We start from the raw sequence: 14,705 nt of genomic DNA on the forward strand, positions 1-14,705 counted from the left end.
CGCGGCGCTTCCCCCAGCCGCGGCGACGAGGGAGGGCCGATGCCGCAGTCGCATCCACAGCGGGCGACCGAGCCGCGGGCACACGCCGAGCGCCCGGCACGACCGCGCCGCGACCACCCCGAACCCGCTCACCCGCGCCAGCGGCACGGCGGCCCCGGGCCCGCCGGGTTCCGTCGCCCCGACTCGCGGTTCCGTCAGTGGGTGCTGCGCACCTCGTCGCGAGCCGTCACGAACATCTCCGAGCTGTACCGGGTGCATCCGGCGATCTGGCGCTGGACCGCACGCCACTTCCATCCCGGCCTCGAGCGGTTCGCGCGGCTCAACGCGTGGATGATCTGCCAGATGGCAAACCTCGACGTGCCCGCCTACCAGAAGTGGCTGCGCGAGCACGACTTCGTGTTCCGCTGGTGGAAGCTCGACAACTACCCCGAGACCGACAAGCGCGGCTACGTGACCCGCTACTCCGAGGACGAGCGCTGCTGGAACGGCGAGATCGTCACCATCGGCACGGTCGTCGACGAGTCGTCGGGGTCGTCCGGGACGCCGTTCAACTGGATGCGCGGCAAGAAGGAGCAGCGCACGATCCACAGCAACGTGGCCGGGTACGTGACCCTGCTGTTCGGCTCGAAGCGGCTCTTCTGCCTCAACGCGTTCTCGATGGGCGCGTGGGCCACCGGCACCAACACGGGCCAGGCGATGTCGAAGATCGCGATGGTGAAGAACACCGGGCCCGACCTCGACAAGATCGTCGACACCATTCGCCACTTCGGGCCGAGGTTCACGTACCTCGTCGCGGCGTACCCGCCGTTCCTCAAGCACCTGCGCGACCGGCTCGACCAGGAGGAGTGGTTCGACTGGTCGCGCTACCGGATGAACGGCTTCGTCGGGGGCGAGGCGATGACCGAGGGGCTGCGCGACTACGTCGAAGAGCGCTTCGGCCGCGTGTACTCGGGCTATGGCGCGAGCGACCTCACGATCGGCATGGGCGGCGAGTCCGACGTTTCCGTGTGGCTGCGCCGGTCGATGTACGCCGACGACCGCGTGCGCGCGGCCCTGCTGGGACCGGATGAGACGCGCATCCCCATGGTCTTCCAGTACAACCCGATCGAGACGTACCTCGAGATCAACGAGCACGACGAGGTCGTCGTCACGCTCAACTCGACCGCGATCATGAGCCCCAAGCTTCGGTACAACATCGGTGACGAGGGGCGCATCGCGACGTTCCCCGAGGTGTACGCGGCCCTGGCGTTCGACCCTGAGCTGCAGCGCGCCTTCCACCGCGCCTTCGCGGTGCAGCGCATGAAGCTGCCGTTCCTCTTCCTCTTCGGCCGCAAAGACTCGACGATCTCGTACATGGGGGCGAACCTGTATCCGATCGACGTCGAGAACGGGCTCTACCGCGACAACCCGTTCGCGCCGTCGATCGAGTCGTTCAAGCTCGCCCTCATCGAGGTCGGCGACCATGAGCAGCGTCCGCTCGTGCACGTGCAGCTGCGGTCGGGGGCATCGCTGGATGCCGCTCATCGCGAATCCCTCGCCGTGGCCGCCAAACGGGGCGTCGTCTCACATCTCGCGAGCGTGTCGCGCGATTTCGCCCAATCGCTCGAGGAGGACGCCTCGACGGCCGACATCCGCGTCGAGGTGCACGACTTCGACACCGGGCCGTTCGCCGGCGGGTCGACGAAGATCAAGAACGTGTACGTCGTGGAGTCGTGACGTGTACACGACCGATTTCTCCGTCGTGCCGGCGCAGGGGCAGGCGGGCGCCGTCGTGCTCGCCGAGGGACGCTCCTCGGCCGGCCGAGCCGACGGGGTGACGTGGCGCCGGCGCCTCCGCGACGGGTCCATCGCGTTCGAGCTGCTCACCGTCGCGACGGCGGAGCAGGCCGAGGCGATCGCGCGGTCGCACCCCGCTCGCACGGTGGTGCTGGTGGCGGAGGAGCGGGGCTACACGAACGGTATTTGGCGCGCCGAGGGCGCCGAGCCGATGGCGCACAACGAGCACTTCCATCCAACGTCATCGGAGACGCGGGAGAGTCGCACACCGCCGCGGATCGCCGCCGCGGTCCGCCGGCCGCGGGGCGAGGCGAAACCGTCCCGACCTCGCCGGTGGACGATCTTCGACACCGGGTCGATGTTCCTCGGGGCAACGCGGTACCGGCACCCGATCGCCTGGCTCGTGACGAACCGGTACTGGTGGACGATGACCGCCAAGATGGCCCGCATGTCCGGCTCGGTCTGGCACGGCGTGTACTGGGAGCCGCCGTGGACCCTCGGCACGCTCGCGACCTACCGCACACGCGACGACATGCTGCGTTTCGCGCGCATGCCGGAGCACCGGCACCTCATGCAGTGGATCGTGCAGGACACGGTGAACGCGAACGCCGGGTTCATCCGGCTCTACGCGACACGCGAGGAGCTCGCCCGGCAGACCGCGGAGGGCGGCGGGCCGTTCGCTCACGCGGAGCCGGAGGAGGAGGGCCGCCGGGTGTCTCACGGAGGGCGCGTCGGCGCCGAGTCGCCGCGGCTCCACCTCGCCCCCGTCGAGACGGAGGCCGACTTCCAGGCGTTTCTCGCAGCGCCCCGACGCGGCGAGCCCGAGCACCTCGCGGTGCCGCTGCAGGAATCGTCGCTGCGGTCGTGGCGCGAGCGGGGTGCCCCGGGCGGCGAACCGGTCGAGCTCTTCCTCGCCCGCCGGGGCGACCCGGAGACGGGCGAAGTCGTCGGCCGCACCACGATCCACGCCGACGCTCGCCTCGACGCCAAGCTCGGCACCCGCGCGACGCTGTTCGGCGCGACATTCGCGGCGACCGCCGGTGACCTTCGCGACCTCCTCAGTGCCATCGAGCGCCGGGCCGGCGACGACGGCTCCGCGGAGCTCTTCGGTCCGGTCTCGTTGCTGCCGAATCAGATGGGCGGCGTCATCACGTCCGGGTTCGGCGAGCGGGGATTCATGGATTCCCCGTGGAACCACGAGTGGGTCCCCGCCGCCTATGAGGCGGCCGGATTCGTCCGCTGGCACGAGTCCGACTCGTGGATCGCGCGACTCGGGGGAGATCCGGCGTCGGCGGGCGTCTCCGCGACCGACCTCGAACGAGCGGGCATCCGGATCCGGCGCGCCTCGCGCATCCGGCACCGACGCGACGTGCGCGACCTGCGTGCGCTGACGAACGCGGCCTTCGAGCAGCTGCCGTACTACACCGAGATCTCGGCGGAGGAGATGCGGGCCGCCACGGACGGCCTCATCGCCCTCATGGACCCGAACCTGTGGCTCTTCGCGATCGACCGCGCGTCGGGCGAGCCAGTCGCGTTCGTGCTCGCGGTGCCCGACATCACGCGCGTACTGCAGCGGTCGGGCGGGCGCGTCGGGGTGCGGGAGCTCCTGACGATCCTGCGCGACCGGATGCTTCGGGGCGGCGGAAGAGCGTCGCTCGGCGCCTCGCGCGGCTCGGGTGCCGACGACGCGCGCGAGGCGATCCTGCTGATCCACGGAGCGCTGCCGAGCGTGCAGGGCCGCGGCATCGTGTCGCTGCTCTGGCGAGAACTCGAGACCGGCCTGCGGAACGGCGGCTACACGGCGCTGCGCTCGACCGTGATCGGCCGCGACAATCCGGCCTCATCACGCCACATCGAGCGCCTCCGTGGCGTGCCGCTGCACGGCCACACGTACTTCCGAAAGCGTCTCGGCGGCGCGAGCCGCCGCGCTGGCGGCGCCGCCCGCGGCGCTACCGGCAGCGACCCCGAGAGCACCCCAGAGCCGGAGAGAACCGACGCATGAGCCCGATCGCAGCCAACCGCACCGCCGACCTCGAGGCGCTCGCCGGGCGCGTCGTCCGGGGCGCGGCCAATGCGCCGTCGGCGCACAACACCCAGCCGTGGCTGCCGCGTGCGGTGCCCGGCGACGCCGGGGTGATCGAGCTGGCGATCGAGCACGGGCGCACACTGCCGGCGGGCGACCACACCGGTCGCGACACGCTGCTGGCGCTCGGATGCTGGGTCGAGGCGGCGGCCACCGTCGCCGCGGCCGAGGGGGCCGCGCTCGAGGTCGAGCTGCTCCCGGCGCTCGACGACCCGGCCGTCGTCGCGCGCGCCGAGCGCGAAGAACCGGTGGCGCGCATCCGCATCCGCCCCGGCGCCGAGGTGACAGGCGGCGCCGACCCCGCTCTCCTCGATCGGCGCCTGACCTACCGAGGCGCGAAGACGGCCGTGCCCGGGTTCCTTGCCGAAGCGCGACAGGTGATCCCGTCCTGGATCCGCCTCGCGCCGGTTGCGGCCGCCGACCTCGCGCACTTCGCGGCGCTCGGCACGGCGGATACGCTCCGTATTCCGGCCATCACGCGCGAGCTCATGACGTGGCTGCGGTTGTCGCCGGAGCATCCGCGCTGGGGCATCGACGGCCTGAGCGCCGAGGTGCTGCAGCTTCCACCGGCCGCCGCGCGCGTCGGGGCCGCGTTCACCCGCCGGCGGCGGCTTCGCGACACGGCCGTCCGGATGCTGCGAACCGGCGGGGACCTGTGGCGGCGGGCGCTGCTCGAGGTGCACCTCGAGGCGCCGGGTGACGCGGTGCAGGCGCAGCACGTCGTGCTCGTCGTGGAGGCCAACGAGCTCGACCTCGGCAGCGGCGTCGAGCTGACGCGGGTGCTGAACTCGCCGCTCGGACTGCCGGCGAGTGTCGTGTTCGAGGCCGGCCGGGCGCTCATGCGGGTGTGGCTCGTGGCAGCGTCGCATGGCGCCGCGTTCGCGCCGCAGTCGGCGGTGCTCGACTCCGATCTCGCGGCCGGCGAGCTGCAGTTCAAGCTCGGCCTCGGCCGCAGGGAGCTGCCGCTGTTCGTCGCGAGCGTCGGCGTGCCCGATGTCCCGGCACCGGCGCGTTCGCCGCGCAAGGCGGTCGCCGGGTAGGGCTCGGTCGCTCAGGCACCTCGCCCGCGGTCCGGCGCATTGGCTCGGTGCATCCGTCTGGAGCATGCGCTACCAGTTCGGACAACAGCTCCCCGTTGCTCGGTAGCCATTGTCCAGTTGGGTAGCTGCCGGCGCGCGCCGTCGTCCTGTTGGCCGTTGCGATCGAGGCGCCGCTCCCAAACGGCCCCGTACCGCCGATCACCGGGCCAGCGAGTTGAAGAACCCAGTCCGAATCCGGCCCCCGCTTCGACCCTCTTTCAAGGAGTGGGAGGCGAGGGCAGGCCGGTGGGAGCACGGCCCGCCGCTCGCGACCGTCGAGGCGACGTGAACCGCTCGCGGCGCGCCGGCCGGGTTTTGGGGGAGCCGGGCCCGCGCGCCGCCTTCGCGCAGAGCTGCGGGGTTTTCCGGTCCCGGCCTGCGGTGTTGGTGTTGGTGTGGGCGCCGCTGCCGATCGGGTGAGCCGGTGGCGGCACCGGAGCCGCGCCGCGGGTGCGGCCCTATCGTCCGCCGACGACCTCGCCGAAGCGCTCTGGCAGCGTCGCGCGGCGCACCGCACGCAGCTCGGCCACGGGGATGCTGAACTCGCCCTGGATCTCGAGCGCGGCATCCGCCCCGCCACCGGCGTCGGTGACTCCCACGCGAACGACCGGGAACTCGCGCGCCTCGCACATCGCGCGGAATTTCACATCGTCGTGGATGGGGACGGCGACGAGCATGCGCGCGGACGATTCGGAGAACAGGGCGGCGGTCGCGTCGACGCCGTCGCGCTCGCGAAGCTCGTCGAGCCACACGCGGGCGCCGACGCCGAAGCGGGCGCACCCCTCGGCGAGCGACGCCGCGAGGCCACCGGCGCTCAGATCGTGCGCGGCGGCGAGCATGCCCTGCTTGCTGGCGCCGAGCACGAGGTCGGCGAGCGCGCGTTCGGCGTCGAGATCCACGCGAGGCGGGCGGCCCCCCAGGTGGCCGTGCACGACGCCCGCCCACTGCGAGCCATCGAGCTCGTCGCGCGTCGTGCCCAGCACGTAGAGCGCGAGTCCCTCGTCCTGCCACGCGCTCGGCACCCGGCCGGAGACGTCATCGATGAGGCCGAGCACCGCCACGACGGGCGTGGGATGAATCGGCACGTCGCCGGTCTGGTTGTAGAACGACACATTGCCGCCGGTGACGGGGATCTCCAGCTCGAGGCAGGCGTCGGCGAGGCCCGTCACGGCCTCCTTGAACTGCCACATGACCTCGGGGTTCTCGGGCGAGCCGAAGTTCAGGCAGTCCGAGACGGCGACCGGGCGCGCGCCCGTCGCGGCGACATTGCGGTACGCCTCGGCGAGTGCGAGCTTCGCCCCCTCGGCGGGGTCCAGCTGGGCGTAGCGGCCGTTGGCGTCGAGCGAGATGGCGAAACCGAGCCCGGTCGCCTCGTCGATGCGCACCATGCCCGCGTCCTCCGGGTACGAGAACGCGGTGTTGCCGAGTACGTACCGGTCGTACTGGTTGGTGATCCACTCGGTGTCGGCGAGGTTCGGGGACCCGAGCATCCTCATGAACTGATCGCGCAGCGCGTCCCCGCCGGCCGGGCGGGCGAGCGAGGCGGCGGTGTCGGCCTGCAGCGCGTCGAGCCAGGCGGGTCGCGCGACGGGACGCTCGTAGACGGGGCCCTCATGGGCGACGGTGCGCGGGTCGACGCTGACGATCTCTTCGCCGCGCCAGTTGATGACGAGACGGCCGGTGTCGGTGACCTCGCCGAGCACGCTGGTCTCGACGTCCCACTTCGAGGTGATCGCGAGGAAGTCGTCGAGCTTCTCCGGCCGCACGATCGCCATCATGCGCTCCTGGCTCTCCGACATCAGGATCTCTTCGGCCGTGAGATTGGGGTCGCGCAGCAGCACCCGGTCGAGCTCGATGAACATGCCGCCATCGCCGGCGGCCGCCAGCTCGCTCGTCGCGCAGGAGATGCCGGCCGCGCCGAGATCTTGGATGCCCTCGACGACGTCGCCGCCGAAGAGCTCGAGGCAGCATTCGATGAGGATCTTCTCGGCGAACGGGTCACCGACCTGCACGGCCGGCCGCTTCGTCGGCCCCTTCTCGTCGAATGAGTCGGAGGCGAGGATCGACGCGCCGCCAATGCCGTCGCCGCCCGTGCGCGCCCCGAACAGCACGACCTTGTTGCCGGCGCCACGCGCGTTGGCGAGATGCAGGTCTTCGTGGCGCAGCACGCCGACCGCGAGCGCGTTCACGAGCGGGTTGGCCTGGTAGACGCTGTCGAACCAGGTCTCACCGCCGATGTTGGGCAGGCCGAGGCAGTTGCCGTAGAACGAGATGCCGCTCGTGACGCCGTGCACGACGCGCGCGGTGTCCGCGTGATCGATTTCGCCGAAACGCAGCGCATCCATGACCGCGACGGGGCGGGCCCCCATCGAGATGATGTCGCGCACGATGCCGCCGACGCCCGTGGCGGCGCCCTGGAACGGCTCGATGTAGCTCGGGTGGTTGTGCGACTCGACCTTGAAGGTGACGGCCCAGCCGTCACCCGCGTCGATCACGCCCGCGTTCTCGCCCATGCCGACGAGCAGGTCGCGTTGCATCGTCTCGTTGACCTTCTCGCCGAACTGACGGAGGTAGACCTTCGACGACTTGTACGAGCAGTGCTCCGACCACATGACCGAATACATGGCCAGCTCACCCGAGGTGGGGCGGCGGCCGAGGATCTCGCGGATGCGCGCGTATTCGTCGGCCTTCAGGCCGAGCGCTCCATAGGGCTGCTCGCGCTCGGGGGTCGCTGCGGCGTTGGCGACCGTGTCGGGGACATGCTCGTGCGTTGACACTCGGCGGGCTCCTTCCGGGGCATCGCGCGCCGTCCCGCGAATGCGCGGGAAGAGGCCGGATGCGCGACCTCGCCGAGTCTACCGGCGCCGCTCACCCGGGCCGGCCCGCCCGGGACAATCGGAGATTGCGCGCGTGCGCAAGTGAGGTTAGGCATGCCATACTTTCGCGGTGCATGGTTCGAGAGTTCGATCTGAGACGCGCCCCGGGTACCGCCCGTTCGTGACGGAGGTCACCGCGGTGACGGGGCTCAGCCCCCATTTCGTGCGCATCACGCTGCGCGGCGACGCGCTCGACGCGTTCGGCACCGACGGCTTCGACCAGCGGATCAAGCTCGTGCTGCCGCTCGGCGACGGCACGATCACCGACGTCGGCTTCACGGACGAGCAGGTCATCGAAGAGGGCAGCTGGTACGCGCGCTGGCGCGAACTGCCCGATGTGAAGCGCAACCCGATCCGCACCTACACGGTCCGTGCCGTACGGCCGGATGCCCGCGAGATCGACATCGATGTGGTCCGCCACCCGGCCCTCCCGGGCACCGAGCTCGGCCCCGCCGCGCGCTGGGCAGCTGGGGCCCGCCCCGGCGATCGGCTCGTCGTCATCGGCCCCGACGCGACGAGCGCGCACTCGCACGTCGGTATCGACTGGCACCCGGGGAGCGCCCGGCGGCTGCTGATCGTGGCCGACGAGACAGCGGTGCCGGCGGCGCTCGCCATCCTCGAGCGCCTGCCGGAGGACGCGCAGGTCGACGCCCTGCTCGAGGTGCCCGATCGAGCCGACATCCTGCCCGTTCGCACTCGCGCCGATGCCCTCGTGACATGGCTCGATCGCGGAAGCGAAGCATCCGGCCCATCGCCGCAGGGCGCCGTACGGCGCGGCACGGGCATCGGCGCGAAGCCCGTGGGCAACGTTCCCGCAGCCCCCGCGAAGCCGGCAGCTGCGCTCGCCGTCGCGCCCGCGCGCCCCGGCGAACTGCTGGTGCCCGCGCTCGAGCGCTGGACGGCCGCGCATCCCGAGGCGTATTCGGCGGCGATCGCCGCGCCCGTGCAGCTCGACGACATCGACATCGACACCGAGCGCATCTGGGACTCGCCCGAAACCCCGGCCCACACGCCGTTCTACGCGTGGCTCGCTGGGGAGCAGGCGGCGATCAAGCGGATGCGCCGCCACCTCGTCACCGACACCGGCATCGACCGCGGATCGGTCGCCTTCATGGGCTATTGGCGATACGGCGTGGCCGACATCGATTGAACGGCGAGCCGGCATGAGCACCCTGACAGCGGGCGTCGCCCCTTCGGCGCACTCGACGGGGGCGCCGACGAGGGGATCCCGCCCGTCGCCCGCCCAGCATCCGAACGTCGTCGCGAAGCGTGTCGTCGCGATCGTCGCGAGCTTCGTGGTGGGCGCCGCGCTGCTCGTGCTCGTGGCAGGACTGAGCCTGGCAGTCGGCGCGCAGCCGATCTCGCCGGGCACGGTCGTCTCGGCCGTGTTCGCGTACGACCCCGCGAATGCCGAGCACGCCGTGGTCGGCACCCTGCGCGTGCCGCGCCTGGTCGCGGGCCTGGTCGCGGGAGCCGCGTTCGGCGTCGCCGGCGCCGTCATGCAGGCGCTCACGCGCAACGATCTCGCCGATCCGGGCCTGCTCGGCGTCAACGGGGGCGCCTCGCTCGCCGTCGTGCTCACGATCGCGTTGCTCGGCATCTCGAATCCCGGAGCGCTCGTGTGGTTCGCGATGCTCGGCGCGGCGATCGCGCTCGGCATCGTGCTGCTCATCAGCGTGCTTCGGTCGGATCGAGCCTCGGATGCCGTGGTGCCGATCGCCGGGATGTCCGTGACGACCCTCTGCACCGCCGGCGTCGCAATCGTCATGGTGAGCGACCGGGCCACGCTGGCCACGTTCCGGCACTGGCAGGTGGGCTCGCTCGCAGGGCGCGACCTCGACACCGTCTGGCAGCTGTCGGCGGTGTTGGCCGCCGGGTTCTTGCTCGCGATCGTGGCGGGCCCGCTCCTCGACCTCCTCTCACTCGGCGACGACCTGGCCCGCGGGCTCGGTGCGAACCTCGGCCTCTCGCGCGCCATCGCGCTCGGCGCGATCGTGCTGCTCTGCGGGGCGGCCGTGTCGATCGCGGGGCCGATCGCGTTCGTGGGGCTCGTCGTGCCGCACGTCGTCCGCGGCGTCACCGGTGCCAGCGCCACGCTCACGATTCTCGGCTCGGCCATCGGCGGCCCCATCCTGCTACTCTCGGCCGACGTCATCGGCCGGATCGTGGTGCCGCCGGGCGAGCTCGAAGCCGGCCTCGTCGTCGCCATCGTCGGCGCGCCTGCCCTCGTCATTCACGCGCACCGCATCACGTCGCGGCGGCGCGCCGGGCGCCGGGCGAGCCTGCCGAGCGACGCGGCGAGTCGTAGTGGCGATCGCGGCGGCGCGATCGGCGCCGACCACGGGGGAGCCGGCCAGTGAGGTCGGAGCGCGGCCCCGCGTCCCGTCCGCCGTGCGCAGGCGTTCCGGCCGGCACCGGCACCGGCACCGGCACCGGGACCGGGGCCCCGCGGGCCGGTGGCGGTCGCGACGACGGCGGCGACGGCGTGCTCGTGGCGGCCGCGCGCGTCGTCGCGGCGATCGAGCGGAGCGCGTCACGGCGTCGCTTCGCGGTGTGCGCGGCGCTCGCCGCGGGCGCGCTCGTGCTGTGCCTCGTGACGCTCGTGACGGGGGACTATCCCATGACACCGGCCGAGCTCGCCGGAGCCCTGTTCGGCACGGGCACCGGCGCGGAATCCGGCGGCAGCGGGTTCGTGCTGTGGCGGGTTCGCATCCCGCGCCTCCTGCTCGGGGTGCTCGTCGGCGTCGCCTTCGGCCTCGCCGGAGCGCTGCTGCAGCCGACGCTCGGCAATCCTCTCGCGAGCCCCGACATCCTCGGCATCTCCGGCGGGGGCTCTGCGGCCGCCTGCTTCGCCATCCTCATGCTCGGGGCCGGCAGCGTGGGCGCCTCCATCGCGGCCCTCTGCGGGGCGTTCCTCGTCGCCGTGGTGATCGTGCTGTTGTCGCGAGACGGCCCCGCCGGCGGGCTCGATCCGACCCGGTTCCTGCTGATCGGGGTGGCGTTCGCGTTCGTCGCGACCGCGGTGATCGGCTACCTCGTCACGCGCGCCGGCGACAGGGCGGCACAGCAGGCCCTCATCTGGACGATCGGGGGGCTCGGCCGCGCCGACTGGTCGGTCATCACGGTGCTCGCCCTGTGCCTGCTCGCGCTCGTGCCCGTCGCGTTCGCGGTCAGGGGTGGGGTGCAGTCCCTCAGCCTCGGCGACGAACTCGCCCGGGGCATCGGGGTCAACGCCGGGCGAGTGCGATTCGGGGCGATCGCGGTCGCCGTCGCCCTTGCGGCCCTCGCCACGGCGGCGACGGGGCCGATTTTGTTCGTCGCGTTTCTCGCCGCACCCATCGCGCGGCGTCTCGCCGGCCACGGGTCGATCGCCCTGGCGACGAGCGCATTCGTCGGCGTCGTCATCGTGCTCGGGGCCGACCTGATCGCGCAGAACCTCCTGCCGCTGGAAAACCTGCCGGCCGGGATCGTGACCGCGATCGTCGGCGCGCCCGTCCTGCTGTGGCTGGTTTCGAACCGGCGAACGAGGGGCGGCGTATGAGCGGTGAGCCCCAGGCGCGCCACCACACGGATGGCGAGGAAGGAAACGTGCGAGGAGCATCCATGCCGCAAACGGAGACCGGCCTCCGCGCGGAGGGCGTTTCGCTGTCATACGACGGCGTGCGCGTGGTCGAGGGTCTCGACTTCCACGTGCCGACCGGCAAGGTCACGGCGATCATCGGGGCGAACGGCTCCGGCAAGTCGACCGTGCTGAAGGCGTTCGCGCGCATCCTCGCTCCGGCGGAGGGGCGCGTGCTGCTCGATGGCAGGCCCGTCGGGGATTACCCGGGCAAAGCGTACGCCCGGCGCGTCGGCATCCTCCCGCAGCAGCCGCTTGCGCCCGCCGGCATCACGGTTGCCGAGCTCGTCTCCCGCGGCAGGGCCCCGCACCGGGGAGCGTTCGCGCGGCCGACGGCCGCCGACCGAGAGCACGTCGCGACGGCGCTCGAGCGCACGGAGACGCTCGCCCTGGCCGATCGCCGCGTCGAGGAGCTCTCGGGCGGCCAGCGGCAGCGCGTGTGGATTGCCATGGCCCTCGCGCAAGACCCGGAGGTGCTGCTGCTCGACGAGCCGACGACGTACCTCGACCTCGCGCATCAGGTGGACGTGCTCGACCTGCTTCGCGACTGGAACGCCGCGCGCGGCACGTCGATCGTGATGGTGCTGCACGAGCTCGCACTCGCGGCGCGCGCCGCCGACCACGTCGTCGCCATGCGGGACGGGCGCATCGTCCGCCAGGGCAGCGCCGATGACGTCCTGACGCAGCGCGGGGTCGCCGAGGTGTTCGACCTCGATGCCCTCGTGCTCCGCGATCCCGTCCGCGGAACGCCGTTGATCGTGCCGCGCGGGCGGCTCGGCGGCGGGCACTCCGGCGCCGGGCACTCCGATGCTGAACACGAGTGGCGAGCGGCGCATCCGGACCCAACCGCCGGCCCCGCGTCCACGCCGCCTTCCATCCCGGCCCCGGCCATCCCTGAGGAGAAACCATGAGACGTCGACCATTGCTGACCTTCGCCGCGGCGGCCGCGACCGCGGCGCTCGCGCTGACCGGATGCTCGGCTCCAGGCGGCGGGACCGATTCGGGCGCGGGCGGCGGCCAGATCGAGCACGCGCTCGGAACCACCGAGCTTCCGGCCGACCCACAACGCGTCGTCGCGCTCGGCTGGGGCGCCGCCGACGCCGCGCTCGCGCTCGGCGTCGTCCCCATCGGCATGGAGGCGCAGGAGTACGGCGGCAACGACGAGGCCGTGCTGCCGTGGGCCGCGGAGAGGCTTGAGGAGCTCGGCGCGGAGACGCCCGAGATCTTGCCGTCGTCGTCGGAGGCCCCGCCGTACGAGGCGATCGCGGCGCTCCAGCCCGACCTGATCCTGGCGCCCTACTCGGGCGTGGACCAGTCGCAGTACGACCTGCTCACCGAGATCGCGCCGACCGTCGCCTATCCCGGCGAGCCGTGGGCGACGCCGTGGCCGACCGTGATCGAGATGGTCGGCCAATCGCTCGGCCTGGCCGACGAGGCCGAGCAGCTGCTCGCCGACATCGACCAGACCATCGCCGGCTCGGCCTCGGTACATCCCGAGTTCGAGGGCAAGAGCATCGCGATGGTGTGGGACACGGCCGGGACCTTCGCCGTGTACAAGCCGGCCGATCCGCGCGTGCAGTTCGCGGTCGACCTCGGGTTCACCTCGGCGCCAGCCGTCGAGGAGCTCTCGAACGGCGATGAGACCTTCTACTACACGCTCTCGTACGAACGCACGTCGGCGCTCGAGAGCGATGTCGTCGTTGTCTTCGCCGACACGCAGCAGGAGATGGACGCTTTCCTCGCGCAGCCGTACGCGCAGGCAATCCCGGCTGTGCAGTCGGGGGCGGTCGCGCAGGTCGTCGGCGCCGCGCTCATCGCGTCGGTGTCGCCCCCGACGGCGCTCTCACTCACCTGGGGGATCGACGAGTACCTCAGCGCACTGTCGGAGGCCGTCGCGGCCGTCGAGTAGTGCCTTCACGGCCAGCGATCGCGGCACGTGGCCGCGCGCTCAAGTGCGCGCGGCCGCCTTGGCAAGCAGCACCGCGCGCTCGCGGGCATTGCGCGACAGCTCGGCCGCGCGCGCGAAGGCATCGCGGGCCTCATCGTCGCGCCCGAGGCGCGCGAGCAGCTCTCCCCGCACCGACGGCAACAGGTGCGACATGGCGAACGCGCGTTCCGACGCCAGGCCGTCGACGATCGCGAGCGCAGCATCCGGCCCGTCGGCCATTGAAACGGCGACGGCGCGGTTCAGCGCCACAACGGGGGTCGGCGCCACCCGCACGAGACCGTCGTAGAGGCGCACGATCCGCGACCAGTCCGTGTCGTCGACCGACGGCGCGACCGCGTGGCACTCGGCGATCGCGGCCTGCAGCCCGTACGGGCCGAGCCCGCGGCCGGCGCCCTCGGCACGGCGAAGTGCGGCGCGCCCGCGAGAGATGGCGCCACGATCCCACCGCCGCCGGTCCTGGTCGCCGAGCAGGACGGGGACGCCCGCCGCGTCGGTGCGCGCGGGAAAGCGCGCCGCCGTCAGCTCGAGCAGCGCGAGCAGGCCGTGCACCTCGGGCTCGCCGGGCTGCAGCCGCGCGAGCACGCGCGCGAGGCGCACGGCCTCAGAAGCCAGGTCTGGGCGCATCCAGTCGTCACCAGCCGTCGCGGCGTGGCCCTCCGTGAAGAGGCCGTAGATGGTGCCCAGCACGGCGCCGAGCCGCTCCGGGCGGTCGGCGGGCGGCGGCGTCTCGAATGGTACGCCCGCATCGGCGAGCGCGCGCTTCGCCCGCACGATGCGTTGCTGCACGGCCGAGACCGGCACGAGGAACGCGCGCGCGATCTCGTCGGTCGAGAGCCCCGCCACGACGCGCAGGGTGAGCGCGACGCGCGACGTCGGGCTCAGCACGGGGTGACACGCGGTGAACACGAGCCGCAGCGTGTCGTCGCGGATCTCGTCAGGGTCCCAGGGCGCGGTGTCGCCCTGGATGCGCTGTTCGTGTTCGCGTTCGACATCGCGCGCCAGCGTGGCGATCCGGTCGGAGAAGCGCTCCGACCGGCGCCAGTGATCGATCGCGCGCCGCTTGGCGACTGCCGTCAACCAGGCCGCGGCGTTGCGTGGCGTCCCCTGGACGGGCCACTGCCCGAGCGCCTCGGCGAGCGCCTCCTGGGCGAGGTCCTCCGCGAGCGAGAAGTCCCCCGTGTAGCGGGTGAGGGTCGCGACGATGTGCGATGACTCGATGCGCCACACGGCCTCAACGGCGCGCCGGGCCGACACCGCGTCGGGGTGACGCGGATCGGCCCGGTGTGCGTCGGTCATGGATGCGGACGATTCGGGCGCGCTGGCC

10 protein-coding genes are annotated in these 14,705 nt (G+C 72.4%); 8 read left to right on the forward strand and 2 right to left on the reverse strand.

The window, feature by feature from the left end:
* Window positions 1-39 precede the first annotated feature (39 nt).
* The 3 genes from F8O04_RS01890 to F8O04_RS01900 are packed head-to-tail and all read left to right on the forward strand — an operon-like array spanning window position 40 to window position 4,899.
* Complete coding sequence (locus F8O04_RS01890; RefSeq protein ID WP_225734814.1) at window positions 40-1,716, forward strand: phenylacetate--CoA ligase family protein; 1,677 nt, start codon at window positions 40-42, stop codon at window positions 1,714-1,716.
* A 1-nt stretch (window position 1,717) separates the two neighbouring features.
* Window positions 1,718-3,778 carry a hypothetical protein gene (locus F8O04_RS01895; protein WP_158027629.1) on the forward strand — a complete coding sequence of 687 codons (2,061 nt, stop codon included), beginning with the start codon at window positions 1,718-1,720 and terminating at the stop codon, window positions 3,776-3,778.
* Window positions 3,775-4,899: a nitroreductase family protein gene (locus F8O04_RS01900; protein ID WP_158027630.1), complete on the forward strand. Its 1,125-nt coding sequence runs from the start codon at window positions 3,775-3,777 to the stop codon at window positions 4,897-4,899. The genes F8O04_RS01895 and F8O04_RS01900 overlap by 4 nt, the downstream gene beginning before the upstream one ends.
* A gap of 497 nt (window positions 4,900-5,396) precedes the next feature.
* On the opposite strand, the gene purL is transcribed toward F8O04_RS01900, so the two are convergent.
* Window positions 5,397-7,715, reverse strand: coding sequence for a phosphoribosylformylglycinamidine synthase subunit PurL (gene purL / locus F8O04_RS01905; protein WP_158027632.1), 2,319 nt, complete (start codon window positions 7,713-7,715; stop codon window positions 5,397-5,399).
* 220 nt (window positions 7,716-7,935) lie between these two features.
* On the opposite strand from purL, the gene F8O04_RS01910 reads away from it, so the two are divergent.
* The 5 genes from F8O04_RS01910 to F8O04_RS01930 all read left to right on the forward strand — a co-directional run bounded on the left by F8O04_RS01910 (window position 7,936) and on the right by F8O04_RS01930 (window position 13,342).
* On the forward strand, window positions 7,936-8,964 hold the full coding sequence (locus F8O04_RS01910) for a siderophore-interacting protein (RefSeq protein WP_225734815.1): 1,029 nt from the start codon (window positions 7,936-7,938) through the stop codon (window positions 8,962-8,964).
* Window positions 8,965-8,977: 13 nt separating this feature from the next.
* Complete coding sequence (locus F8O04_RS01915) at window positions 8,978-10,174, forward strand: FecCD family ABC transporter permease (RefSeq protein ID WP_158027633.1); 1,197 nt, start codon at window positions 8,978-8,980, stop codon at window positions 10,172-10,174.
* Window positions 10,171-11,355: a FecCD family ABC transporter permease gene (locus tag F8O04_RS01920; protein ID WP_158027635.1), complete on the forward strand. Its 1,185-nt coding sequence runs from the start codon at window positions 10,171-10,173 to the stop codon at window positions 11,353-11,355. The genes F8O04_RS01915 and F8O04_RS01920 overlap by 4 nt, the downstream gene beginning before the upstream one ends.
* A 62-nt stretch (window positions 11,356-11,417) precedes the next feature.
* Window positions 11,418-12,344 (forward strand): ABC transporter ATP-binding protein, encoded by a 927-nt coding sequence (locus F8O04_RS01925; protein ID WP_158027637.1) that lies wholly within the window; start codon window positions 11,418-11,420, stop codon window positions 12,342-12,344.
* A complete protein-coding gene (locus F8O04_RS01930; RefSeq protein ID WP_158027639.1) occupies window positions 12,341-13,342 on the forward strand; it encodes an iron-siderophore ABC transporter substrate-binding protein in 1,002 nt (333 codons plus the stop codon). The genes F8O04_RS01925 and F8O04_RS01930 overlap by 4 nt, the downstream gene beginning before the upstream one ends.
* Window positions 13,343-13,381: 39 nt before the next feature.
* Here F8O04_RS01930 and F8O04_RS01935 read toward each other — a convergent pair whose 3' ends face one another.
* Entirely contained in the window at window positions 13,382-14,677 is a 1,296-nt protein-coding gene (locus F8O04_RS01935; protein ID WP_158027640.1) for an RNA polymerase sigma factor, read from the reverse strand.
* Window positions 14,678-14,705 lie beyond the last annotated feature (28 nt).

Origin of the sequence: Pseudoclavibacter endophyticus (assembly GCF_008831085.1) — a bacterium.
GTDB classification, from domain to species: Bacteria; Actinomycetota; Actinomycetes; order Actinomycetales; family Microbacteriaceae; genus Pseudoclavibacter; species Pseudoclavibacter endophyticus.

Excerpts from the sequence above, each read along its gene's own strand:
- F8O04_RS01890 (WP_225734814.1), top strand. The coding sequence starts at position 40 with ATGCCGCAGTCGCATCCACAGCGGGCGACCGAGCCGCGGGCACACGCC.
- F8O04_RS01900 (WP_158027630.1), top strand. The coding sequence starts at position 3,775 with ATGAGCCCGATCGCAGCCAACCGCACCGCCGACCTCGAGGCGCTCGCC.
- F8O04_RS01915 (WP_158027633.1), top strand. The coding sequence starts at position 8,978 with ATGAGCACCCTGACAGCGGGCGTCGCCCCTTCGGCGCACTCGACGGGG.
- F8O04_RS01925 (WP_158027637.1), top strand. The coding sequence starts at position 11,418 with ATGCCGCAAACGGAGACCGGCCTCCGCGCGGAGGGCGTTTCGCTGTCA.
- F8O04_RS01930 (WP_158027639.1), top strand. The coding sequence starts at position 12,341 with ATGAGACGTCGACCATTGCTGACCTTCGCCGCGGCGGCCGCGACCGCG.
- F8O04_RS01935 (WP_158027640.1), bottom strand. The coding sequence starts at position 14,677 with ATGACCGACGCACACCGGGCCGATCCGCGTCACCCCGACGCGGTGTCG.